Genomic DNA, 21,996 nt, shown 5'->3' with positions numbered 1-21,996 from the left:
CAAGGAGATCAGCTCATGCGGTCCGGATCCTTCCCACACCTCGAGACGAACAAGGACATCCGCGAGGCGGTGCGCGCCTTGTGCTCCAAGTTCCCCGCGGAGTACTGGGAACAGCACGACCGCGACCATGAATACGCCGCCGATTTCGTGCAGGCCTTCGCCGACGCCGGATTCCTCGGCATCCTCATCCCCGAGGAGTACGGCGGCGGTGGCGGCACGATCGCCGAGTTCTGCGCGGCGCTCGAGGAAGTCGCAGCAAGCGGCGGCGCCCTCAATGCCTGCTCCAGCGTGCACACACCGCTGCTGGCTGTCCCGGCGATTCTCGCTTTCGGCACCGAGGAGCAGCGCAAGACCTTGCTGCCCGAGGTTGCCGCGGGGCGTCTCCTGATCACCTTCGGCGTCACTGAACCCGACGCCGGCACCGACACCACCCAGATCGGCCTGGCCGCCACCCGCAAGGGTGACGGGTGGGTGCTCAACGGGCAGAAGGTGTGGAACTCCGGTGCACCGTACGCGCAGAAGGTCTTGGTGCTCGCCCGGACCGCCACGCCGGGCCCCGATGATCGGCGCGGCGACGGCCTGACGCTGTTCGTCACCGATCTGGATCGGCCGACCCTCGACATGCGCACGATCCCGAAGATCGGCCGCAACGCCTTCGGGTCGTCCGAACTGTTCTTCCACGACCACGAGGTTTCTCCTGACGATGTGGTCGGCGAGGTCGGTCAAGGCTTCTACCACCTGCTGCACAGCCTCAACGCCGAACGCCTCTACCTGTCGTCGGTCGCGATGGGCATCGGGCGCTGGTGCCTGGAGGCCGCCACCCGCTACGCCTCCGAGCGCGTCGTGTTCGGCCGTCCGATCGGAAAGAACCAGGCGGTGCAGCACCCGCTGGCGGCCGACTATCTCCAGTTGCTGGCCGCCGGACAGGTGTTGCAGGCAGCCGTCGACGCGTGTACCGCACAGGGCGCAGGAAGCATTGGAACGCTGGCGAACTCCGCCAAGTACCTGACCACCGAGGCGGCCTGGAAGACCGCGGACGACGCCATGCAGACCTTCGGCGGGTTCTCGTTCGCCCGCGAGTACCACATCGGCCGGCACTGGACCGAGGTCCGACTCCAGCGGATCGCACCGGTGAACAACCAGATGGTGCTCAACTACATCGCCGAGCGAGTCCTCGGCCTGGAAAAGAGCTACTGATGACGACACGTACACCGAGCGTGGTCTCGGCCGATGAAGCTCTGTCGGTAGTTCGGCCGGGCATGACGGTGGCGACCACCAGCCTCAGCGCCGAGCCCGTCGCATTGCTCGAAGCGCTGGCCCGCCGATGCGAGCAGGCCGCACCGATCACACTGGTCAGCGGCATGCTGATCAAGGGCTACCAGGCGCTGACTCCCCACCTCGGCAACGAGATCGAACTGCAGACCTGGTTCATGCCGCAGACACTGCTGGGTGACGTCGGTCTGGGCCCGAACGTCGACTTCCTCCCGCTGACGTGGGTGCAGACTTACCACTACGCGGCGGCCCGCGAATTCGATGTGTGCCTGATCCAGGTGTCGCCGGCCGATGCCGACGGCAACCACAGCGTCGGCATCAGCTCCAGCATGACCCGACTCCTCACCCAAATGGCGAAAGTGGTTATTGCGCAACTTAATTCAGAGATGCCCTACACCACCGGCGACACCTTGATCCACTCCTCGGAGATCGACTTCCTGGTCGAGCACGCCTCACCGCTTCACGCGTTCCCACATCGCACACCCGACGATCGCAGTGCCACGATCGCCGGCCATGTCGCCGACCTCATCCCGGACGGCGCGACGGTGCAAGCCGGTGTCGGCACGATCCCCGAATCGGTGCTCGCCGCGCTCGCCGAAGCCGGACGACGCGACCTGTTGCTCACTTCGATCTTCACCGATGGCGGTCGTGCGCTCATCGAAGCCGGATGCTGTGTGGACGACGGGCCCGCCGCCATCGTCGGCGAGATCATGGGCACCACCGACCTCTACCGCTGGATGGACCACAATCCCCGGGTGTCGATGCAGCACACCCTCAACACCCACTCGCTACCTGCGCTCGCGCAACGCTCGTCGCTGGTCTCGATCAACTCGACCCTCGAGGTCGACCTCTACGGCCAACTCAACTCCGAAGTCGTGGGCACCGGACAGGCCGGCGGCATCGGCGGCAGCGTCGATTTCATGATGGGAGCGCAACTGCCCGGTCACAAGAGCGTCATCGCCCTGCCCAGTACCACCAATCGCGGCGCACCCAAGATCGTGCCCGTGATCGACCGGGGCCTGGTCACCGTGCCGCGCAGTCTCGTTCAGTACGTGGTCACCGAGTTCGGGATCGCCGACCTGCGCGGCAAGACAGCGCGCGAACGGGCCCGGGAGATGATCGCCATCAGTCATCCCGATCATCGCGAACAGCTGCTGGTGGCGGCGAAGGAGCTGTAGGCGGACGGGGAGGCGACACTGCCACGTGAGCAGTGCCCTCACCTCGGGACGTCGTACGCCGGAAACTCCCCGGGCACGTTGCATGCGCCCGGGGAGTGACTGTCACGGTGCGGTTCTCAGGCAGCGGTGACGCTGGCGCTCCAGGTGACGCCGAAACGATCGGTCAGCATGCCGAATCCGGCGCTCCATGCCGATGCCGCGAGCGGTTCGACGATCGTGGCCTCGACCACGAGGAGATCCCAGAACGTTTGCAACTCTTCGAGGGAGTCCGCACCGAGCGACACGAACATGGCCTGGTCGGTCACCGTCGTGTTGTTCTCCCGACGAGTCGAACCGCCGCCGGCGATCGAACCATTGGTCTCGCCTGGAATGTCGTAACCCATGATGCTGAACCCGTTCTCGGCTGTGACGAGCCCAAAAACGACCTTGTCCGACCCGGGCACGTCGGCCGGCATGCCGACATCGGCGTAGGTGTTGATCGTGAGGTGTCCACCGAACACCGAGCTGTAGAACTCCAGCGCCGCTCGGGCGTCGCCGCGGAAGTTCAGGTGGGTGGTCGTCCGGATCGTCATCTCGTACTCCTTGATCGTGTCGGACCCCTTCGGCCCGACGACTCAAGGGTCCTGCCCGTATAGGTCAGTTCATGTCCTACAAGTCGCCTAGTCTCGGACAATGTCGAACACGACCACCCGGCTCCTCAGTCTTTTGTCGCTGCTTCAGACCCAGCGCGCATGGCCGGGGTCTCTTCTCGCCAGTCGACTCAGCATCAGTGCCCGGACCGTCCGGCGAGACATCGACCGGCTTCGGGAGATGGGATACAGCATCCACGCCACCATGGGCCCAGATGGTGGCTACCGCCTACAGGCTGGAAGCGAACTCCCCCCGCTGCTCTTCGAAGACGACCAGGCAGTGGCGGTGGCAGTCGCCTTGCAGACCGTCACCACTTCGGGTGTCGGTATCGAGGACGCCGCGATCCGGGCACTGGCCACCATCCGTCAGGTCATGCCGTCGCGACTGCGCCATCGCCTCGATTCGCTCGATATCGTTTCCGTCCCTTCGACTGCAGGTCACGGCCAACCCATGACCGTGTCAGCAGAGCTGCTGATCAGTCTGGCCAACACCATCCGAGTCAGGGAGGTCCTGCGCTTCGACTACGCGCCCCGCGGAGAACCGCAGCCATCAGACATAATTGTTCCGCCGCGCCGAGTAGAGCCGCACCACATCGTCACCGCGCACGGAAAGTGGTACCTCGTCGCGTGGGATCTCGAGCGCAAAGACTGGCGACTGTTCAGCGTCGACCGAATCACACCTCGGATTCCGACTGGTCCGGGTTTCACACCCCGCGAAGTACCCGGCGGCGACCTCAATGAGTTTGTCTCGGCACGATTCAAAGGCTCAGATGTCAACGAATGGCCATGTCGCGGGTCGGTCATCCTCGACATGCCTGTTCGCTCAGTGCTCCCCTTCGCCGGCGACGGCTCGGCTCGCGCCCTCACCGATGACAGATGCATCCTCGAGGCAGGTTCGTGGTCATGGGGCGCCCTCGCTGCTTCCTTCGGGAGGTTCGAGGTGCCGATGGAGGTGGTCGGCCCACCCGAACTGGCCAAGGCGTTTGCGACACTCTCCGATCGCTACGCCGCTGCCGCCGTTTCTGGCTAAGAGCTGCGCTCAGTCGTCACGATGCCCCAACGCTACGTGCTGTACGTGCTGCGCGTCCCTGCGAAGTGCTCTCGCGACGCGAGGGTCTTCCGCGTCATCTGCCGCCGCGTTCAACAGTTGCGCGATTCGGGGAAACAGTTCCGGCGGTGTGGAGATGCAGCCGCTGGAAGGACCTTCTGCCTGCAGCAGCCCACACACCGACACCGCTGACGCAAGTTCGATGATTCGCCGGTCCGCACCAATGTCATCACCTGACAGACCCGGTGGCAGTGACACGCAGATGCGCAGCGCCTCGGCGAGCGCCGCGACGAGCCGCCCCATGGCACTGACTTCAATGTCTATGGTGCGGTCGAGTTCGAAGAACTGCTCGGCCGCGCGTGTCGTAGGCACGGGCTCTGTCTGGGATGCCATCTGTCTCGTCCACCTCAACTCGATTGCGACGCCACCAGGCGCCTCGGATGTGCGGCCGGCCCCGCGATGAACGCGGCCTGCGCCAGTCCGCACCACACCGCGGTGAAGCACTTCACACCTGTAGCTAAATACTATGCCAGTCTGGTATAAAATAGCGCAAGGCCCGCAGAAAGTGGTGAAGTGTGACGACTACACAGATGAATTCCCTGATGGTCCGCGTAGCGGAAGTTGTACCCGAAACCGCCGACGCGGTGTCGATAGTCTTCGAGGAGAACGAGCTACTTCCCGCGTACCGCCCTGGCCAATACCTCACGTTGCGAGTGCCCAGCGACCTGACCGGCTCGGTCGCACGCTGCTACTCTCTCGCGAGTTCGCCCCACTCGGGCGAACCCGCACGTGTCATCGTGAAGCGCACGGCATCGGGGTACGCCTCAAATTGGTTGTGCGACAATCTCGCAGCAGGCGCCGAGATCGAGATCAAACCACCGGCAGGGGTGTTCACGCCCAAGTCGCTCGAGCACGACCTGCTGTTGTTTGCCGGCGGCAGCGGCATCACGCCGGCTTTGTCGATCGCCAAATCCGTGCTCCTCGCGGGCACCGGATCGATAGACCTCTTCTACGCCAATCGAGACGAAGCATCGGTGATCGCGGCGGACGAGCTGAAAGCACTCGAGCAGCGATTCCCTGAGCGCTTGTCTGTGCGACATTGGCTGGAATCGCTCCAAGGTTTGCCACACCCTGACGTCCTCCGCCGCATGATCGACTCCGCACCGACTCGACAGGCGTTCGTCTGCGGGCCGGCCCCCTTCATGGATGCAGTGCGGTCCGCGTGGACTGCCTCAGGCCGCTTACACTCGGAGATCCATATGGAGGTCTTCACGTCACTTTCCGGCGACCCCTTCGCTGAACGTGTACCGGCTCCCGCGGCCGCGGCAGATGCCGAGACGGTCCCCACCGAGGTCGAGCTCGAGGGTGAGGTCCACACCATCGAATGGCCGAAGGGCGTCACCTTGGTCGATCATCTGCTCAGCGTCGGCATCGAGGTACCCTACATGTGCCGCGATGGTGATTGTGGAACATGCATCGCCACCTGCACAGAAGGCAGCGTGGAGATGGTGGGCAACAATCTGCTCGAAGAAGAGGACATCGCGAACGGAGACGTCCTGACGTGCCAGTTGATGTGCGTCGGAGACAGCCCGGTGAAGGTTGTGTACTGACGCCGCGAGACCCCGAGGAATGAGATGAGTAGCGCTGAGCTGTCCGAGGACACCGTCGAGGTAGCGCGTGTCGGGCCGGGGAGGCCGCGGGATCCGCATGTCAATGACCGACTCCTCGAAGCTGCCCGAAATGAACTGGCTGAACGCGGTGTCGCGGCGTTCAGCATGCGCCGGGTCGCCGAGCGCGCAGGTGTGTCACGCCCGAGTCTGCTACTTCGCTGGCCTGATGCGGACAGCTTGATCGTGGACGCGCTCGACAGCTTGGCGCTGCCCGACCTGCCCAATCTCCCGGGACGCCTGGAAGATGACCTCATCGTCCTGGTCGACCTGGTAGCCGAGCAGTTCGGGTCCGCGATGCTCGATCTGCAGATGCGTATGGTCACCGAGGCCCGAGCGCACCCAGGATTGCTGGAACGTTTCCAGGAACGCGTCATCAAGCCCACTGCCGCGCGCTTCGACGAAGTGTTGAGCGCGGCAATCGACCGAGGTGAACTATCACCCGCCACCGACCGGGCCCTGTTGGCAGACGGGATCATCGGAGTTCTGCTGATCCGTACGTCTGCTTCGAAAGACCGGCGCCCGCCGGGTCCCGAGGCGCGCAGACGCCTGGTGCGCAAGATCATTCGATCGGTGACAACCGAGTAGCGACCGGACGACCACAGCTCAATTGCCGAACACGGAGTTTCCGGTTCGGCTATTGGCATTCCCAGAGTCAGGTCCGACACCCACAGCGAGCGCATACACCGTGTGGCAAAGGCAGGAGCCCATCATCTCGATGAATCGAGATGATGGGCTCCGCCTACGGCCGCAGTGGATCTCAGGTCGGTATCAGGACACTTGTCTCGCGCTCCCCGAGCACGCGGGTCTCGCGTTCGGCGGTGGCTTGTTCGGCCGCCTTCTGCGCCTCCTCTGGATGATCCAGCGGATAGAACCGCTTCGACCACTGACGCAGCTCTCGATACCCGGCAGTCTCCATGGCGGCCAGCGCCGGCGGATCGAGATAGATCTGGTTCTCCCAGATCTGCAGGTCACGTTCCACCTGCAGGTTCGCCATATCCATCCGCTTCTGCAGCTTCTCCGGAACTACGGGACCGTCTGCCAGGTCACGCTTCGGTAGCCACACAGTGGACCGCAGGGTCGAACGTGTGGAGTCAACCGGTGTGACACAGACGATCGTGCGCATGGTGTCGGCACCCCAGAACAAGGCCGAACCGATTCCCAGTCCGATAGACCGCGAGTTCGTGCCCCCCTTGATGGCACCATTAGGGGTCAGGGCAGTCGGTGCTTTGCCCTCGCCGAAGGTCATCGAAACCTCGAAAACCGAATCGTAGGCCCGGAAGTCACGCCCGACGAGTTCGGGCAGGCTCCCGGCCTTGTGCACGTACTGGAAATGCGCGAAGTCGACGCCATTTTCCATGACCCACTGGGGATGCAGGCTGACCTCCGAACGGATCATGGTGCCTTCGGGGTATGCGCGATAGTACTGATCAGCTGTGGCTTCGTCATCGAACAGTCCGTCGAAGACATCCGGAATATCAAACAGGGGGTCGCGCCCCAGCGCGTCGTTCCACATGAAGATGCACTCGTTCTGCTCGCGAACGTGTTTCGTCTCGATCCGGCGAACCTTGTTGGGGCGGTTCGCCTGGTAAGGGATAAGCTTGTTGCGCCCGTTGGCATCCCAGCGCCATCCGTGGAAAGGACACTGGATGCAGTTGTCCTCGGTGACCGTGCCGCCATGCCCGAGGTGTGCGCCGAGATGCTGGCAGAACGCGTTCTGGATGTGCACCACACCGTCGTTGTCTCGCCAGGCGACGAGTTCTTCGTCGAAGTAGTGCATGGGCTTGACCTCGCCAACGGCAAGCTCCTCGGACCACAAGACCTGGAACCAACCGGTGATGTCGGTCGTGGGCGTCGGGGATTGGTTCGGAACCGGTTTCATGAGTGCCTCTCGTTCACTTCCATCGGTCATCCGCGGGGCTGTCTCACGGATGAGGCATGCGCAGCAACACTGCGTGTACCTGCACAGATAATTGTGCCACTCTGGTCAGGTATTGTCGAGATGCGGCCGAGCCCGAGTTTGCGACATCCCCTCAGCCCGGCTGTCGGCCGAGTGTTGGACAAGGCTGAAGCCGCGCATGAGTTGACAACGCAGGTCACGAGCACGTCATACGTCCTCGGCTCTCCAGATACTGGACGGATCAGACGCTTCGCGGCGTGGAGCTGTAGGCGTAGACGGGGAGCTACGGGAGAATCGCGGTGCTGGTCGGTGTTGGTGAACTCCGTCGATCTCGACCATGGACTCTCTGGCGACGATGTGCTCATGGCTCGCAGTTTCCGCGAAGGTGAGCACCGGAGTCACGCACGCGTCCGACTGCGCGAAGATGTCCGCCCACTCATCGCGTGTACGGGACCGGAAGGATTCGGCAAACGTCTCGTAGAGGGACGCCCAGTTTTCCCGGTCGAATCGATCCGGCAGATCTTGGGCGTCGAGGCCAAGCCCGGCAACGAACTGTGTATAGAAGCCCTCTTCGAGGGCACCCACGGCGACGTATCCTCCATCGCCGGTTTCGTAGGTGCGGTAGAACGGGGCCGAGCCGTCCAACAGATTCGTGCCGCGCTCGTCCGAGAATTGGTCGATCGCCCGGAGGCTGCGAATGAAGTGCGACAGAGACAGCGTGCCGTCGACCATCGCGGCGTCGACCACCTGTCCTGCGCCCGACCGCTCCCGCTCGACGATCGCAGCAAGGACACCGATGACCAGGTAGAGCGAACCACCGCCGAAATCGCCAATCATGTTGAGGGGCGGCTGCGGGGTGTCGTGCGCCGGACCCATCGCATGCAAAACGCCCGACAATGCGATGTAGTTGATGTCGTGGCCGGCGTTCATGGCCAGCGGTCCCGCCTGTCCCCACCCGGTCATTCGGGCGTAGATCAACCGCGGGTTGCCCTCAAGGCAGGCATCCGGACCGAGCCCGAGCCGTTCCACCACACCTGGGCGAAAGCCTTCGATCACGACGTCCGCCCTATTGATCAGCGCACGAATCTCGGCTATGTCGTTCGGCGATTTGAGATCTGCCTCGACGACGTGACTCCGTCCGCGCTCCTGTTGGTCGGCGGTACGTCCAGGAGGGGGCAACAAACCAGGCCGTTGCACACGAACAACGTCTGCTCCCAGATCGGCGAGCAGCATGGCCGCATGCGGCCCCGGCCCGATACCGGCAAACTCGACCACTCGGATGCCGGCGATGGGCCCCGACCTGACGTCATTGTTGATCACGAGTCACTCCTGTTCACTCAAGCGCCGTGCGGGCGCCGGATTGCGTTGTTGCCGTCGACTTCCAACTGCCGCGCCACTGCGTTCCGAGCCGTCCCGAAACGCACCCGTGGTGCCCGCGAGGTATCGCGAGCACCACGAGTGCAACGGTTCGCCGGCCGAGTTCCGGGCTCGGCCGACCACATCCGCTTTAGCTGCTCGGCATGGTGAACAGACTAGGATCGTTGAAGGACTGGTAGTCACGCAATGATCCGTCCTCATTGGCGGTGGCGCGAATACCGCCAACACTGCAATCGTTCTTGGACAGCGGGAACGCCTCTCCATTGCACTGGAACATGATCCCATCCGTCAACGGATACTCTTGCGCGGGCGCCGAGGCCAGCCCGCTCTTGACGGTTTCGGGCGTCAGGTCCGAGACCTCGGCGGCATTCATCGCGCGCGCGAAACCGAGCAGGGGCGCCCAGCCGTAGCCGGAGGTCGCGGACACAGCCGTACCGTCCGAGTACTTGTCGAGAGCAGCAGCGAACAGCTTCACATCGTCGGTGTCCGGATCGAGGTTGACCGTGGTTCCCACTCGAACCCCTTCGTAACCACCCGGAATCGACTTGGCCGCACCGGGATCGATACAGCGATCGATAACGGAGAGGACTGCATCCGGCGCGATGCTTCGAATCGACTTGATGACCGGTGCACAGAAGTCCGCTGTTCCCAGGACCGAATAGATGCCGGGGTCGGCTTGGCTGGCCGCGGTGATCTGCGAGGTCGGGTCGGGAACGCCCGGCGCGATGGTGACGACATCGGTCTGGGCTCCGGCGTTCCCGAAGGTGAGTTTGCCGAGGTTGTTCGCTCCGGCCACCGCAGCCGGAACGTCGATTGTCACGATGGCCGCCTTCGTGATGCCCTCGTCTTTCGCGATCTCTGCGGGAGCACCGAAGTTGGAGGCGTTTCCGTTCATGAGTCCCCAGATCCCCGGTGTCGTCAGTGTCTTGGGCGAAGTGAGGTAGTGCAGAACCAGCGGTATCTGCGCCTTGGTCAGCACATCGACGGTTGCATCGACGGAACCCATGGCTCCCTCGAGGACGGCCGGTACCTGCTCGGTCACCATCTGGTTCGCGCAGTCCGTCGCCTCGGCGGGGTTGCCATGCGCCACACACACCTTCAGGTCGATTGGGTGTCCGTTGAGGCCGCCGAGATACTCGTTGATGTAACTCACCGCTGCCTGGGCACCGGCGATCTCATCGGTGTTGTCGAAGTAGCCGGTCTTGCCGTCGCTGATGAAGCCGAGCGTCACCGGTGTGCCGGTCGCCTGGTTCGGTTCGCCGAGAGCTGCCGGATCGACAGCGGCCGATGACCCTGCTGCCGAGTCGTCGCTGGTCGACGTGCAACCGGCAACGCCGACGACGACCGCCGCGGACACCGCGCAGGTGGCAGCCAACCTGCGGCGAAGCGAATGTGTCTTCATTCCTTGTTCTCCTTTATCTGACTGCGCCAACCGTTGCACCGGATGGGTCACAGGATCTTGATGGTGATGCGATCGCCGGCGTTCACGCCCCGCCGGAGTATGAACTGTCACAACGTGCTGCTGAGGTAAATCTTCTGCAATCTGTGCGGATCGGCGGAAAACTCTTCCGCCGGTCCGCGATCACGTACCTCGCCGTGCACCAGAACCATTGCCTCGTCAGCGATTTCCAAGGCGAGATGTACGTGTTGCTCGACCAGGATGATCACCGAGCCGATGTCGTCGGCAATCCGTCGCACCACCGGCAGAAGTTCCTCGACGATGACCGGTGCCAGCCCCATGCTCATCTCATCGATGAGCAAGACTTTCGGATCCTGCATGAGGGCGCGAGCGACCGCGAGCATTTGTTGCTCACCGCCGGACAACTCGCCCGCAGTGATATTCCGCCGACGCCCCAGGCTCGGGAACAGTTCGACGATGTCGTCGAACGACAGGCGTTTCGCCGAGTTCGCCACTCGCAGGTTCTCGCGAACGGTCAGGCTCGTGAACAGAGCCCGATCATCGGGCACCAGCACCACTCCGCGTTTGTTCGCCACTCGGGCGCGCCCTGACGGCAGCTTGACGCCGTCCACGCGGATCTCCCCTTCCAACGCCGGTAGCAAACCGGCCAGCGTCGACAGTAAGGTGGTCTTGCCCGCACCGTTGGGGCCCAGGAGCGCCAACACCTGACCACGGGATAGTGCGACGTCGATGTCCCGGGCCACGTTGACCGAGCCGTATCCGACGCCGAGTCCCCGGCATTCGATGACCACATCGGATCGCTGCCGATCCCGGACGGCAGCGTTCACCGAATTGACCTCATCCATTGACCGCCGCCTTTCCCAAGTATGCTTCGGCCACTACAGGATTCGCGCTGATCTCGTCAGGTGTCCCGAACGCGATCACCTTCCCGAAGTTGACCACGTACACCAGATCACAGGCGCCGAACACCAAGTCCATGTCGTGATCGACCATCAGTATCCCGATGCCGGAGTCACGTACCACCTGCAATCTTTGGCCCAACCATTCGCTCTCGGTGCTGTCCAGTCCGCCGCCGGGTTCATCGAGCAGCAGCACCTCTGGTCGCGCGGCGAGCGCACGCGCTATTGATACGAGCTGACGCTGCCCTTGCGACAGCTCACCCGCCTGCCGGTTTCGATCACCAGCGAGCCCCAGCAGCGCGAGTACTTTGCTGATCCGCTCTTCTCCGTCGGACCGCTTCTGCCCCGCCTCCAGCCGCAGGCCCACCTTCACGTTCTCGACAACCGACAAATCGTCGTACAGTTCGATGGCTTGGAAGGTCCTGCTCATGCCGGCGTCCACTCGGCGATGCGGAGCGAGTGTGTGGATTGGTCTCTCGTCGAGAAGTACCTCGCCGGTACAGTTGGCGAAGCCGCTCACAGCGTCGATCACGCTGGTCTTGCCCGCTCCGTTCGGACCGATGAGACCGACCATCTTGCCGGCCGGAACCGTGAGCGACACACCGTCGACCGCCGTGACGCCGCCATAGTGGACAGAGACGTCACGCAGTTCGAGCGCTGCGCGAGACACTGGCTCGGTCAGTGGCTGTGGATCCGGTAGCGCAGAGTCGATGCTGTCCAACAGAGTCGTCGATGCCGGCGCCTGTCGGGACGCTCGACGACGACTCCACCACTGCTGAGGCGGACCGACGATACCTTCCGGATTCAGGATGACGGTGAGGATCAACAACAGCGCCATGACCGCCGGGTACCAATCGCCAATCCCGATGACCTCGTCGAAAATGATGAAGAAGACTCCGCTGGCGGCCATCACACCTGCCAACAAGCCACCGGACACCGACGTTGCGCCGGCAAGGTAGACAGTGGCGAAGAACGCCACAGATGCCATTGCCGAGAAGGCCTCAAAGGTGACGGTTTGTTGCTGATACGCCAGTAGTGAGCCCCCGAGGCCGGCGATGAACGCAGCGATGGAGAACGCGAGGATCTTCACCCGCACCACGTGCACACCGGCGGCCGCGGCCGACTTCTCATTGGCCCGCACGGCGAGCATCTGCGAACCGAGTCGGCTGCGCCGCAGCAGGGCAACTCCGACGGCGACCGCGATGAGCACCACCAGACACAACACCCCGAAAGTGACACGCGGATAGTCGAGTCCGACGCCGATACTCAGATCGATGCCGAACAGTTGCGGAGGTGGCACTGCGACACCCGAGGACCCGACGATGTCGACGTTGCGGAACCAGATGGCCTCGACGGCGAAGGCCATGGCCAATGTCACCACCGCGACCGAAAGGCCTCGTATCCGCAGCGCGGGGATGCCGATCAAGACCCCGATGACCGCCGCAACGACCGCCGCGAGCAGTGGGGACCACGGAAACCCCAGGTTCCAGTTGTTCGCGATCGGCCCGACGAGGAAGCCGGCCACACCGGCGATGGTCAGCTGCGCCAGCGACACCTGCCCCGCGTACCCGGTCACCACCACCACCGACAGGCCGATGATGGCCATGATCATCGAGAGAATGAGACCCGCTCGCAGGCGTTCGTCGAGCAGGAGAAGTGCCAGGACCGCGATCACACCGAGTATCGCCGCGGGCGCCACGATGTGGTTCGGGCGCGGGGCCCGACCCAAGGTCTGCAAAACGATCGCGCCGCGCGTGGGCAAGGGCTTCGACCGCAGGAACAGCACAACCATGATCAGTACCAGCGGAACAAGCTCCGGCAGACCGGAACTCGGCAGAGCCTCGTGTGTGGCGGCGAGATTCTGAACCCACGACTGCAACATTCCGATCGCCAGGCCGGCCACGACCGCCACGACCACCATGTCGAAGCGCGCGAGCACCGCTGCGGCCAGCGCAGGCACGATGAACAGCGTGTACGCCACCGGCACCACGGGCACGATGGGCGTGATCAGGATGCCGGCGAACCCGGCCACTGCCGAGCTGATCATCCAGTTGACAGCAGCAAGACGATCGGGCGACAGACCGCTGACGTACGCGCCGCGCTCGGTCTCGGCTGCTGCGCGTGTGGCCAATCCGAAAGAGGTGTATCGGAACGCCAACCAGAGCAGAACGGCCAGCAACAACACGGTCAGCGCGAAGTAGACCCGGTCCAGTGGGACTGCGGCGTTACCAAGGCGAAAGGAGTTCGTCGGAAAGATCGGCGAGGCGGCGACGGCGCTTGTGCCCATTCGGACGACGAACATTGCCGAGAGGAGCAGGGAGACACCGAGGGCGGCCACAGCCTTGGCGACCGCAGGTGCGGTTCGCAGCGGCCGGAACACCAGCACGTACAGGATCAGCCCGAGGATGGCGCAACATGCGACGCTGACCAGCGCGGCGGGCACCATGTCCAGCTTGTAGCCCAGGTCGATGGTCGAGTCCATGCCGGGGATCAGGTTGATCAGTTCGCCCTCACGGAGATAGGCGTAAACGTAGGCACCGAAGAGCGCAATCGATCCTGTTGCGAAGTTCACCACTCCGGAACTGCGGTAGGTCAGCACGATACCGAGAGCGAGCGCTCCGAAAACGGCGCCGCTGCCGAGCCCGAGAAGTAGGAACGTGAGTTGGTCGATCATGTGCTGGGCACCTCACACGGTCGCACGGATCCCGTGACAACCACCGGACGACTGATGCTCATCTACCCTCCAGATTCAACTAAATCAGATAACTGATTGTTCTCTTTATAGTGACTTGTCTCACGAAGTGCAACCCGGGTTGTAGCACTCACACATAAACGGGAGTGTCGGCCACCTCGCGGGACGGCTCTCGGCCGCGTGATTCCTGTCTTTCTGGGAGCGACTCGGCGTCGTGCAATCGAGGACGGCATCGGCTGAGGCAACCCGTCGAGATCGCCTGGTCGCAGCTGTAGCCGAAATTCAGTCCGCCACTCGGACAGTAGATTTGGACACAACCATTGGGAGACTGCTGGCCCGAGGGTCTCGCCACGGCAAGTCGAGGCCGAGTTGCGAGCCAGGGGTTGCGCTACGAGAACAGGCTGCGTGGGCGAAACGAGTAGAGGGCGCGCACGGGTGCACAAGTCACCGACGAGGATTCACCAGACACGGGGCGCAGTGAGCCTGGCGACGCTGGAGCACTCAACGACAAACGAACAGCCCTAGCGGGACAGCGATTCGAAAGCCCTGTTGATCACCCGATGTCGCAAATGCCGACACCACCGATCGATTTCGAGCAGGCAATGATGTTCGCCTACAGTTGACCAACTGCGTTCACCGCCTCGGCGACAGTGGCCGAGGCGGCGAGTACGCGGTGGAGGTCACCACCAAGACGGTCGGATCAGCGACCGCTGTCGGTGATCACGTGCCACAACGAGTCTGCGCGACCGTCGTCAAGTGCGCCGAGCGCGAGCTGACCAAGGCGAACATTCCACTCACGCGCATCGCCGAACTCCTTGGCAGCGGCCATTGAGCGCAATGTGAAGTGCCGCAACTGGTGATCAAGCGTGAATCCTATCGCCCCGTGAACCTGATGGGCATGTTTCGAGACTGCAGATGCCGCACGAGCGGCCTGCGCCTTGGCGGCTGCAACAGCGAATTCCGCTGCCTTGGAGTCTATTCCGCATGCCACCGCGGCTGCGACCGCCGCGTTGTGAGCGGCCTGCGTCGCGGTCACCTCGCCGGCGATTGCCGATATCATGTGTTGCACGGCCTGGAACTTGGCAATCGGCCGCCCGAACTGAGTCCGTTGTGACGCATGGTCCACCGTGAGCCCAAGGATCCGGTCGAGGTATCCGACAGTCGACGCCGTCAGACCGAAGGCACCACGAACCCGCCACTCACGTAATGTATCCCGCGAGACTTCGACGATTGCGGTGTCGTCAAGGGTTGCATCGATGCGGACAGTGTCGCGCGGTTCGTAGGCGACGTTGGCCCCCTCCACCACCGTGAATTCGCCACGCGGGACTGTCATCACCACGGCGCGCGGGCCTGCTTCTCCCAGGACCACGACATGCTCGGCGACGCGCGCCCACGCAACACGTGGGAGCACTGCAGTGACCGCGGATCGCCCCTCCCCCGCCGGCGTTATCTCTAGCTGTCCGTGGGCTGATGCAAGCGGTCCGGCAGGAACGGACATCCCGGCGCGACGCAGCAACCAGGAGGCGAGTAGATCGGTGTCTGCGATGGGAGCGGGCGCTGCACTTCGCGCAGCGGACTCCAGAACAACCGATAGCTCGGCGAGTCCGGCCCCGCTCCCGCCACAGTCAATCGGCGTGGTGAGCAGAGTCAGGCCGGAGTCTTCCAGTGTCTTCCACAACTCCGCGTTCCAGCCGATCTCGGTGTGCGGAATCATCAGAGCGTCCGCGGCAAGGCCGTCGAAGATCGAGTCGGCGAGTTGGCGGAGTTCGCGAAGATCGGATTCTGCTGGCATCGTCATGGATATCACTCTCGTAGCGGCACTCATCGAAGACCCATTCCCCGTGCGATCACCCCGCGTAGCACCTCAGTGGTGCCGCCTCGAAGCGTGAAACCCGGCGCATGCAAGATACCTTCGGCCAGCAGGCGGGCGAGTTCGTCCTCACCGTCTGGTTCGGGCTCCAGTGGGGCGGCATCTGACACCGATTCGATGACCTCATGCTCGAACTGGGTGCCGAGATCCTTGACCACAGCCGCAGGAACATCCACCGGCAGCCCCTCGGTCAGCGCACCGGCAACCGACAGCGAGAGCTGCCGGAGGGTTGCGCCACGACCGACGATCTGGCCCAGTGTTTCGAGATCACGTTCGTCTGCAGACTTACCCTGCACCCAGGCCGCGTACGCCGACGCCAGCGGGAAGCTCGACAGGATGCGTTCGGGTCCGCTGCGTTCGACCCCCAGCTCGGAGGTGACCTGACTCCACCCGTCCCCGATATTGCCGAGCACGAGTTCATCGGGCACGAACACCCGGTCCAGGACGACCTCGTTGAAGTGATGATGTCCGGTGAGCAATTTGATCGGTCTGATCTCGATCCCCGGACTGTCGAGATCGACGATGAACTGGCTCAGGCCGTCATGGCGGTGGTTGGTGTCCAACGGCGCGGACCGGGCCAGCACGAAGAAGGCATCGGCGTGGTGAGCACCTGAGGTCCACACCTTGGTGCCGGTGATCTCCCAACCGCCCTCGACCTGCTTCGCGCGCGTCCGAACGCTGGCCAGGTCCGATCCCGATTCCGGCTCACTCATCCCGATCGCGAAGAACACCTCGCCCCGAGCGATGCCGGGCAAATAGCGGCGCCGCTGATAATCCGAACCGTGGCGCATCAACGATGGCCCCACCTGCCGGTCGGCGACCCAGTGCGCGGCGACCGGCGCTCCGGCGGCGAGCAACTCCTCGGTCACCACATACCGCTCGAGATGCGAACGACCATGCCCGCCGTATTCGGTGGGGATGGTCATGCCCAGCCAGCCCCGTGCTCCCAGCCGTGCGCTGAACTCGGGGTCCCAGCCGGCAATCCACGAATCGACCTGTGGCCTGAACCGTTCCGCGCCGAGCTCCTCCGCCAGAAACTGCCGCACCTCACCGCGTAGTTCCTCCATCGCCGGCGATATCGCCGGCGCAGCAGGCACCAGCCGCGCGCTCATGCGCAGTGCTCCGGGTTCGCCGCGCGGATGGCCGTTATGTGCGGCGCGACAGGGCGCGAAGCCAACGACTGAATATCTGCGCGGTCAGCCATCGATCTTGGCAATGTGGTCACGTTCGTCTCCTTGACGACTCTGGATAAGGTGCACCCGGACAATCTATTTCGGGAGTCCGAGGACCCGTTCACCGATGATGTTCCGCTGGATCTCGGACGTTCCTCCGTAGATGGTCTCCGCCCGCGACAGCAGGAGCAGACGCTGCGCGAAGGTGAGTCCCTCGACGCCGGGTCCGGAGGTGATGCCGCCGGCGGCGCCGGCCACATCCATCGCCAGTTCGCCCAGGACCTGATGCGCCTGCGACGCGAACAGCTTGCTGATCGCTGCTGCGGCGTCTGCCGAGGAATCATTGTTCATGACGCTCTCGACCACACGCATCGTCGTGGCGCGCATCAGCGATACGGAGATGTAGGACTGCGCAATCCGGTCGGGCAGACGCGGATCGTCGGGCTCGGCGAGGTTCTTCGCGGCCTCGACGATGGAGAGCACCTCGCGTTCCATCGACAACTGGACCGGCAGAAGTGCCGAACCGCGCTCGCGTCCCAGGGTGGACATGACGACCTTCCAACCGCCGTCTACGTCTCCGACGACCATCGACGCGTCGGTGCGGGCATCGGTGAAGAAGCACTCGCTGAACTCGCCCGACCCGGCCAGATTCTTGATGGGCCGCACGTCCACACCGGGCTGATCGACCGGCACGAGGAGCAGGCTCAGCCCGCGATGACGCAACGACTGATCCGGGTTCGTTCGGCACAGCACGTAGAGCCAGTCGGCCCTGTCGCCGAAGGTGGTCCAGACCTTCTGACCGTTGATGACCCATTCGTCGCCGTCGAGGCGCGCCTTGGTCGATACCGCCGCCAGGTCTGAGCCCGCGGTCGGTTCGCTGAATCCTTGGCCCCAGTGTTCCTCGGCGGAAAGGATTTTCGGGATGAACCGGCGCTTCTGCTCCTCGGTGCCGAAGTCGAGGAGTGTTGGGCCGAGAAGTTCCAGGGCTTGTTGGTTGACCCGAGCCGGCGCCGCACTTCGGGCGTACTCGTACTCGAACACGATCTCCTCGGTCAGTGACGCGCCGCGGCCACCGTATTCTTTGGGCCAGGTCAGCCCTAGCCAACCGCCCGCCGAGAGTTCCTTCTCCCAGGCGACTCGAATGTCCCATGCCGAGTTGTCGGTGGGGCTCCCGACACCGCGATGCGCCGCGAAATCACCGACGAGGTGTTCGTCCAGCCAGGTGCGGACTTCCTCGGCGAAGTCGGCGTGGTCGGCTCCGAAGTCGATTTCCATCGGGTGCCTTTCAGATGTTGAGGGGGCGATACGGGTTGAACTGTGGTGGCCGCTGCTCCACGAGAGCCCGAACTCCTTCTTGGAAGTCCGGCTGCGCCTTGGCCAACGTCAGCAGGTACTGCGCGCGCACCCTGGCTTGTTCCATGGTTTGTTCGCTGTCGCGCCACACCTGCGACTTGATCATCGAGATGGACACCGGCGACACGCTCGCCGCAACCGAGCGCGCGTACGCGACCGCATCGTCGAGCACAGATTCCGGTTCGCTGATGCGCTGCACCACACCGAGTTCAAACGCTTCGTCGCCGGTGAACACGCGGCCGGAGATCATCAGATCCATGGCGTGCGCAGGTCCCACCAGCCGCGTGAGCAGCCATGCCGACGCATCCTCGGCCGGCAGACCACGCTTGGAGAACGCCGTGGTGAACTTGGCCTTGGCGGTCGCGAATCGATAATCGAAACAGAGTGCCTGAACCAGGCCGATACCGGCACACGCCCCGTTGATCGCACCGATGATGAACTTCGGGACCGAAGTGGCGTAGGTCTGCGGCCGACGGTTGGTGGTGTAGGCCGATCCGGCCCGGACGTTGTCGAGCACGGCGGGATCCAGTCCCGGGCAGAAGGAGGTGCCGTGGCCGGTCACCACGATGACCCGAACGCGGTCATCATCGGTTGCACGGTCCAGCGCCGCGTAGAACGCATCCTCCATGTCCGCGGTCCACATGTTGCGGCGCTCGGGGCGGTGCAGCGTGAGGATGGCGACACCGTGGTCGTCGACCTCGTAGAGTACCGGCGCGTCGTTCTCGACCGCCACGTCCTGACTCCTCAACTCAGACATCCGGTGCCTCCCACAGTTCGGTCGCCTCGGGAGGTGCGGCGTGTTTGTCGCCGGTGAATTGCGGCGGTCGCTTCTCGATGAACGAGGCGACGCCTTCGGCCGAGTCCGGCTGACGTCCCATCCACCGGAAGATCTCCCACTCACGATGGAATGCGGCTTCCCGGTCGGTGGCCTGCAGCATCTCGTAGGCCAGTTGTTTGGTCAACCCGACAGCGAGCGGTGAGGTGTGCGTGGCGATCTCATCCGCGATCGCCAGCGCCCGCGGCAGCACTTCCTCAGCCGGAACCGCTTCGGTCGCCAGGCCCATGACCTTGGCGTCGGCCCCGCTGAACAGTCGCCCGGTGAGCAGCAGGTCCATCGCGGTGGACAAGCCGACCAGTTTGGGCAGCAGCCAGAGCGAATTCTGTTCGGGGATGAGTCCCCGCCTGGTGAAGACGAATCCGTACTTCGCCGTCTCGTTCATCACTCGGATGTCCCACTGCAGCGGGAAGGTCAGACCGAGGCCGACCGCCGAGCCGTTCATGGCGGCGATGATCGGAGTGCGAAGCTTCCACGGCCGCGGCCGCGCGGCCATCATGTTGCGGGCGCGGGCTGTGTGCTCGGCATCGAACGCGAAGTTCGCTCCGCCGGGCTCCATGTCCGCACCGGTGGAGAAGAATCGTCCACGCCCGGTCACCACGATCGCCCGGATGCCGCTGTCGGCATCCAGTTCGGCCAGCCGATCATGTAATTCGATCTGCATGTCGGAGATGAAGCCGTTGCCGCGGTCGGGTCGGTCGAGCCAAACGGTGGCTACCGCACCGGAGCGCTCGACACTGATCCCGTGAACAGGCGTCGCGTTGTCCGAGGTTGACTTGACAGCGGCCATTGTCAGCTCCGCGGTTGGCCTGAGCCGTCGGAGTTGGGCCGCGCCTGGGCAACCAGCTTCGGGATCACCTCACCGAGTTCGCCGGGAGCCCACTGCGACAGCTTCTCCTCGGACGGTCCGGCAACCCAGGTCTCCGCGACTCCGATGAGCCCGCCCTTGACGTTGAAAACGCGTCCGGTGATACCAACCGCCTCCGGCGAGGCCAACCACACCACGGGCGGCGCGATATTGGCAGGGGATCCGGCATCGAACCCCGTGCGTTCCTTGATCTCTTCCATCTTCGCGACGTACTGATCGAGGCCGGCGGTCATCTGGGTCAGTGCACTCGGCGCGATCGCATTCACGGTGATCCCGAGACGACCCAATTCGTCGGCCAGGATGACGGTGAACGCCGCGATTGCGGCCTTGGCCGCACCGTAGTTCGACTGCCCGACGTTGCCATAGAGACCTGAAGGCGACGAGGTGTTGATGATTCGCGGGTGCGCGACGGGTTGTCCGGCCTTGTGCCGTTCACGCCAGTAGTTCACCGCATGCTTCGTGGGGCAGAAGGTGCCGCGCAGGTGTACGCGCATCACGTCGTCCCACATCTGCATGTCCATGTTCACGAACATCTTGTCCCGCAGAATGCCTGCGTTGTTCACCAGAACGTGCAGATCACCGAAGGTGTCGAGTGCCGTGGCGATCAGTCGTGCGGCGCCGTCCCAATCGGAGATGTCATCGTTGTTGGCGACGGCCTCGCCGCCGGCGGCGATGATCTCGTCGACGGTCTCCTGTGCCGGTCCGAGGTCGTTGACGACGACCTTGGCTCCTTCGCGAGCGAAGGAAAGTGCGTGCTCGCGCCCGATTCCACCCGCAGCGCCGGTGACGACGACGACCCTTCCGTCATGCAATCCCATTGTGTCTCCCGTAAGTCAGTGTGTTTGGTCGATGAGTCAGGCGGCCGGCGGTTCGCCGAATACGCGAAGAGCGTTGAGTCCGAGGAAGTTTGCCCGCGATTCGGCCGGCAGGTCGATAGCGCGTCCTTCGTTGATGGTGCGCTCGAACGGCAGGATCGGGTAGTCCGAGGACCACATGAGCTTGGTGTTGTTGCGCTTGCGTTGCACATTCCAGATCTCCTCCGGAATGTACTTGGGCGCCCAGCCCGAGGTCATCGCGAACACGTTGGGATGCTTGATCAGCATCGCGACGGTCTCGCTGATCCACGGGTCGCCCATGTGAGTCATGACGATCTTGAGTTCGGGGAACGCAAGTGCCACCTCGTCGATGAGAATGGTGCGCTGCAGCTTCGCCGGCTTCATCGGGCCCGGTGCCCCCACGTTGAAGGTCATCACTGCACCTTCGTCACAGGCCGCCGTGTACATCGGATACGCGAGTTTGTCGTCGATCGGGATGCCGGTGAACATCGGGCATACGCGGATGCACTTGATGCCGTACTCGCGTACCGCGATCCGCACCAGTTTCGCCGCGTCATAGGCGAGGCGGGGATCGATTCCGACGGCGGTGACGAACCGTCCGGGATACTCCGCCTGGATCGAGGCCAGTCGCTCGCACGCGTTGCGCACGACCTCTTCACCGCTCTGGATACCGTGCACAAACGGGGGGGTGATATCACGTGGATACTTGGTGAGCACACCACCCGAGATGCCCAGACGATCCATCTCGGCAACGACATCGGCCATGGACTGACCGCCCTCATAGGCACTGTCGCCGCGTTTGAATCGCTGCACCACCGACGGGTCGGGCACGACCTCGCCGGGCGCGTAGGGAAGGTTGATCCACGTATCGAACACGCGGGGTTCGGTTTCCGCGGTCGTCGAATCGTCGGATGTCGGGTCAGACACCGTGGAGGTCATCGAGCACCTGCTTCCTGGGGTTGTCCGGTTGCGGCCACGGC

19 protein-coding genes are annotated in these 21,996 nt (G+C 63.7%); 5 read left to right on the top strand and 14 right to left on the bottom strand.

All coding sequences use genetic code 11. From position 1 onward, the window contains the following. Positions 1-15 precede the first annotated feature (15 nt). Complete coding sequence (locus NWF22_RS14830) at positions 16-1,197, top strand: acyl-CoA dehydrogenase family protein (protein WP_160903621.1); 1,182 nt, start codon at positions 16-18, stop codon at positions 1,195-1,197. Further along, a complete protein-coding gene (locus NWF22_RS14825) occupies positions 1,197-2,450 on the top strand; it encodes an acetyl-CoA hydrolase/transferase family protein (protein ID WP_160903622.1) in 1,254 nt (417 codons plus the stop codon). Before NWF22_RS14830 ends, NWF22_RS14825 begins: the two co-directional genes overlap by 1 nt. A gap of 116 nt (positions 2,451-2,566) precedes the next feature. Here NWF22_RS14825 and NWF22_RS14820 read toward each other — a convergent pair whose 3' ends face one another. Next, entirely contained in the window at positions 2,567-3,022 is a 456-nt protein-coding gene (locus NWF22_RS14820) for a VOC family protein (protein WP_160903623.1), read from the bottom strand. Positions 3,023-3,122: 100 nt separating this feature from the next. Between NWF22_RS14820 and NWF22_RS14815 the strand changes: the two genes are divergently transcribed. Next, positions 3,123-4,109, top strand: coding sequence for a helix-turn-helix transcriptional regulator (locus NWF22_RS14815; RefSeq protein WP_160903624.1), 987 nt, complete (start codon positions 3,123-3,125; stop codon positions 4,107-4,109). Between the two features lie 9 nt (positions 4,110-4,118). Here the strand turns inward: NWF22_RS14815 and NWF22_RS14810 are convergent, their stop codons facing one another. Then, positions 4,119-4,520 (bottom strand): hypothetical protein, encoded by a 402-nt coding sequence (locus NWF22_RS14810; RefSeq protein WP_160903625.1) that lies wholly within the window; start codon positions 4,518-4,520, stop codon positions 4,119-4,121. Positions 4,521-4,717: 197 nt separating this feature from the next. On the opposite strand from NWF22_RS14810, the gene NWF22_RS14805 reads away from it, so the two are divergent. Both NWF22_RS14805 and NWF22_RS14800 read left to right on the top strand, forming a co-directional pair. Continuing rightward, the gene (locus NWF22_RS14805; RefSeq protein ID WP_233751616.1) at positions 4,718-5,737 is read left to right on the top strand and encodes a ferredoxin--NADP reductase; all 1,020 of its coding nucleotides are present in this window, start codon (positions 4,718-4,720) and stop codon (positions 5,735-5,737) included. A gap of 24 nt (positions 5,738-5,761) precedes the next feature. Next, the gene (locus NWF22_RS14800) at positions 5,762-6,382 is read left to right on the top strand and encodes a TetR/AcrR family transcriptional regulator (RefSeq protein WP_160903626.1); all 621 of its coding nucleotides are present in this window, start codon (positions 5,762-5,764) and stop codon (positions 6,380-6,382) included. 172 nt (positions 6,383-6,554) lie between these two features. On the opposite strand, the gene NWF22_RS14795 is transcribed toward NWF22_RS14800, so the two are convergent. The 12 genes from NWF22_RS14795 to NWF22_RS14740 form a co-directional block, all read right to left on the bottom strand. After that, a complete protein-coding gene (locus NWF22_RS14795) occupies positions 6,555-7,676 on the bottom strand; it encodes a Rieske 2Fe-2S domain-containing protein (protein WP_160903627.1) in 1,122 nt (373 codons plus the stop codon). A 225-nt stretch (positions 7,677-7,901) separates the two neighbouring features. Continuing rightward, positions 7,902-9,014, bottom strand: a complete 1,113-nt coding sequence (locus NWF22_RS14790) for a CaiB/BaiF CoA transferase family protein (protein WP_160903628.1) — start codon at positions 9,012-9,014, stop codon at positions 7,902-7,904. A 187-nt stretch (positions 9,015-9,201) separates the two neighbouring features. Next, positions 9,202-10,473: an ABC transporter substrate-binding protein gene (locus tag NWF22_RS14785; RefSeq protein ID WP_160903629.1), complete on the bottom strand. Its 1,272-nt coding sequence runs from the start codon at positions 10,471-10,473 to the stop codon at positions 9,202-9,204. A gap of 107 nt (positions 10,474-10,580) precedes the next feature. Continuing rightward, positions 10,581-11,336, bottom strand: a complete 756-nt coding sequence (locus tag NWF22_RS14780; RefSeq protein ID WP_160903630.1) for an ABC transporter ATP-binding protein — start codon at positions 11,334-11,336, stop codon at positions 10,581-10,583. Continuing rightward, on the bottom strand, positions 11,329-14,064 hold the full coding sequence (locus NWF22_RS14775) for a branched-chain amino acid ABC transporter permease/ATP-binding protein (protein ID WP_160903631.1): 2,736 nt from the start codon (positions 14,062-14,064) through the stop codon (positions 11,329-11,331). The genes NWF22_RS14780 and NWF22_RS14775 overlap by 8 nt, the downstream gene beginning before the upstream one ends. Positions 14,065-14,782: 718 nt before the next feature. Next, the gene (locus tag NWF22_RS14770; RefSeq protein ID WP_258321160.1) at positions 14,783-15,796 is read right to left on the bottom strand and encodes an acyl-CoA dehydrogenase family protein; all 1,014 of its coding nucleotides are present in this window, start codon (positions 15,794-15,796) and stop codon (positions 14,783-14,785) included. A gap of 107 nt (positions 15,797-15,903) precedes the next feature. Further along, entirely contained in the window at positions 15,904-17,064 is a 1,161-nt protein-coding gene (locus NWF22_RS14765; protein WP_160903633.1) for an acyl-CoA dehydrogenase family protein, read from the bottom strand. Between the two features lie 156 nt (positions 17,065-17,220). Then, positions 17,221-18,399, bottom strand: coding sequence for an acyl-CoA dehydrogenase family protein (locus NWF22_RS14760; RefSeq protein ID WP_160903634.1), 1,179 nt, complete (start codon positions 18,397-18,399; stop codon positions 17,221-17,223). A 10-nt stretch (positions 18,400-18,409) separates the two neighbouring features. Next, positions 18,410-19,210 (bottom strand): enoyl-CoA hydratase-related protein, encoded by an 801-nt coding sequence (locus NWF22_RS14755; protein ID WP_258321159.1) that lies wholly within the window; start codon positions 19,208-19,210, stop codon positions 18,410-18,412. 16 nt (positions 19,211-19,226) lie between these two features. Beyond that, positions 19,227-20,102 carry an enoyl-CoA hydratase-related protein gene (locus NWF22_RS14750; protein ID WP_160903636.1) on the bottom strand — a complete coding sequence of 292 codons (876 nt, stop codon included), beginning with the start codon at positions 20,100-20,102 and terminating at the stop codon, positions 19,227-19,229. 2 nt (positions 20,103-20,104) lie between these two features. After that, positions 20,105-20,998 carry an SDR family oxidoreductase gene (locus NWF22_RS14745; protein WP_160903637.1) on the bottom strand — a complete coding sequence of 298 codons (894 nt, stop codon included), beginning with the start codon at positions 20,996-20,998 and terminating at the stop codon, positions 20,105-20,107. A 36-nt stretch (positions 20,999-21,034) separates the two neighbouring features. Then, positions 21,035-21,955 (bottom strand): amidohydrolase family protein, encoded by a 921-nt coding sequence (locus tag NWF22_RS14740; protein ID WP_160903638.1) that lies wholly within the window; start codon positions 21,953-21,955, stop codon positions 21,035-21,037. Between the last annotated feature and the right edge of the window lie 41 nt (positions 21,956-21,996).

The organism is Gordonia mangrovi, assembly GCF_024734075.1.
Lineage (GTDB): Bacteria > Actinomycetota > Actinomycetes > Mycobacteriales > Mycobacteriaceae > Gordonia > Gordonia mangrovi.
This window is presented reverse-complemented; position numbering and strand designations above follow the sequence as displayed.

Coding starts and splice junctions, on each gene's coding strand:
- NWF22_RS14815 (WP_160903624.1), top strand. CDS start 3,123: ATGTCGAACACGACCACCCGGCTCCTCAGTCTTTTGTCGCTGCTTCAG.
- NWF22_RS14805 (WP_233751616.1), top strand. CDS start 4,718: ATGAATTCCCTGATGGTCCGCGTAGCGGAAGTTGTACCCGAAACCGCC.
- NWF22_RS14740 (WP_160903638.1), bottom strand. CDS start 21,955: ATGACCTCCACGGTGTCTGACCCGACATCCGACGATTCGACGACCGCG.
- NWF22_RS14810 (WP_160903625.1), bottom strand. CDS start 4,520: ATGGCATCCCAGACAGAGCCCGTGCCTACGACACGCGCGGCCGAGCAG.
- NWF22_RS14775 (WP_160903631.1), bottom strand. CDS start 14,064: ATGATCGACCAACTCACGTTCCTACTTCTCGGGCTCGGCAGCGGCGCC.
- NWF22_RS14760 (WP_160903634.1), bottom strand. CDS start 18,399: ATGGAAATCGACTTCGGAGCCGACCACGCCGACTTCGCCGAGGAAGTC.
- NWF22_RS14780 (WP_160903630.1), bottom strand. CDS start 11,336: ATGGATGAGGTCAATTCGGTGAACGCTGCCGTCCGGGATCGGCAGCGA.
- NWF22_RS14825 (WP_160903622.1), top strand. CDS start 1,197: ATGACGACACGTACACCGAGCGTGGTCTCGGCCGATGAAGCTCTGTCG.
- NWF22_RS14800 (WP_160903626.1), top strand. CDS start 5,762: ATGAGTAGCGCTGAGCTGTCCGAGGACACCGTCGAGGTAGCGCGTGTC.
- NWF22_RS14830 (WP_160903621.1), top strand. CDS start 16: ATGCGGTCCGGATCCTTCCCACACCTCGAGACGAACAAGGACATCCGC.
- NWF22_RS14765 (WP_160903633.1), bottom strand. CDS start 17,064: ATGAGCGCGCGGCTGGTGCCTGCTGCGCCGGCGATATCGCCGGCGATG.
- NWF22_RS14770 (WP_258321160.1), bottom strand. CDS start 15,796: ATGATTCCGCACACCGAGATCGGCTGGAACGCGGAGTTGTGGAAGACA.
- NWF22_RS14795 (WP_160903627.1), bottom strand. CDS start 7,676: ATGAAACCGGTTCCGAACCAATCCCCGACGCCCACGACCGACATCACC.
- NWF22_RS14745 (WP_160903637.1), bottom strand. CDS start 20,998: ATGGGATTGCATGACGGAAGGGTCGTCGTCGTCACCGGCGCTGCGGGT.
- NWF22_RS14820 (WP_160903623.1), bottom strand. CDS start 3,022: ATGACGATCCGGACGACCACCCACCTGAACTTCCGCGGCGACGCCCGA.
- NWF22_RS14785 (WP_160903629.1), bottom strand. CDS start 10,473: ATGAAGACACATTCGCTTCGCCGCAGGTTGGCTGCCACCTGCGCGGTG.
- NWF22_RS14750 (WP_160903636.1), bottom strand. CDS start 20,102: ATGGCCGCTGTCAAGTCAACCTCGGACAACGCGACGCCTGTTCACGGG.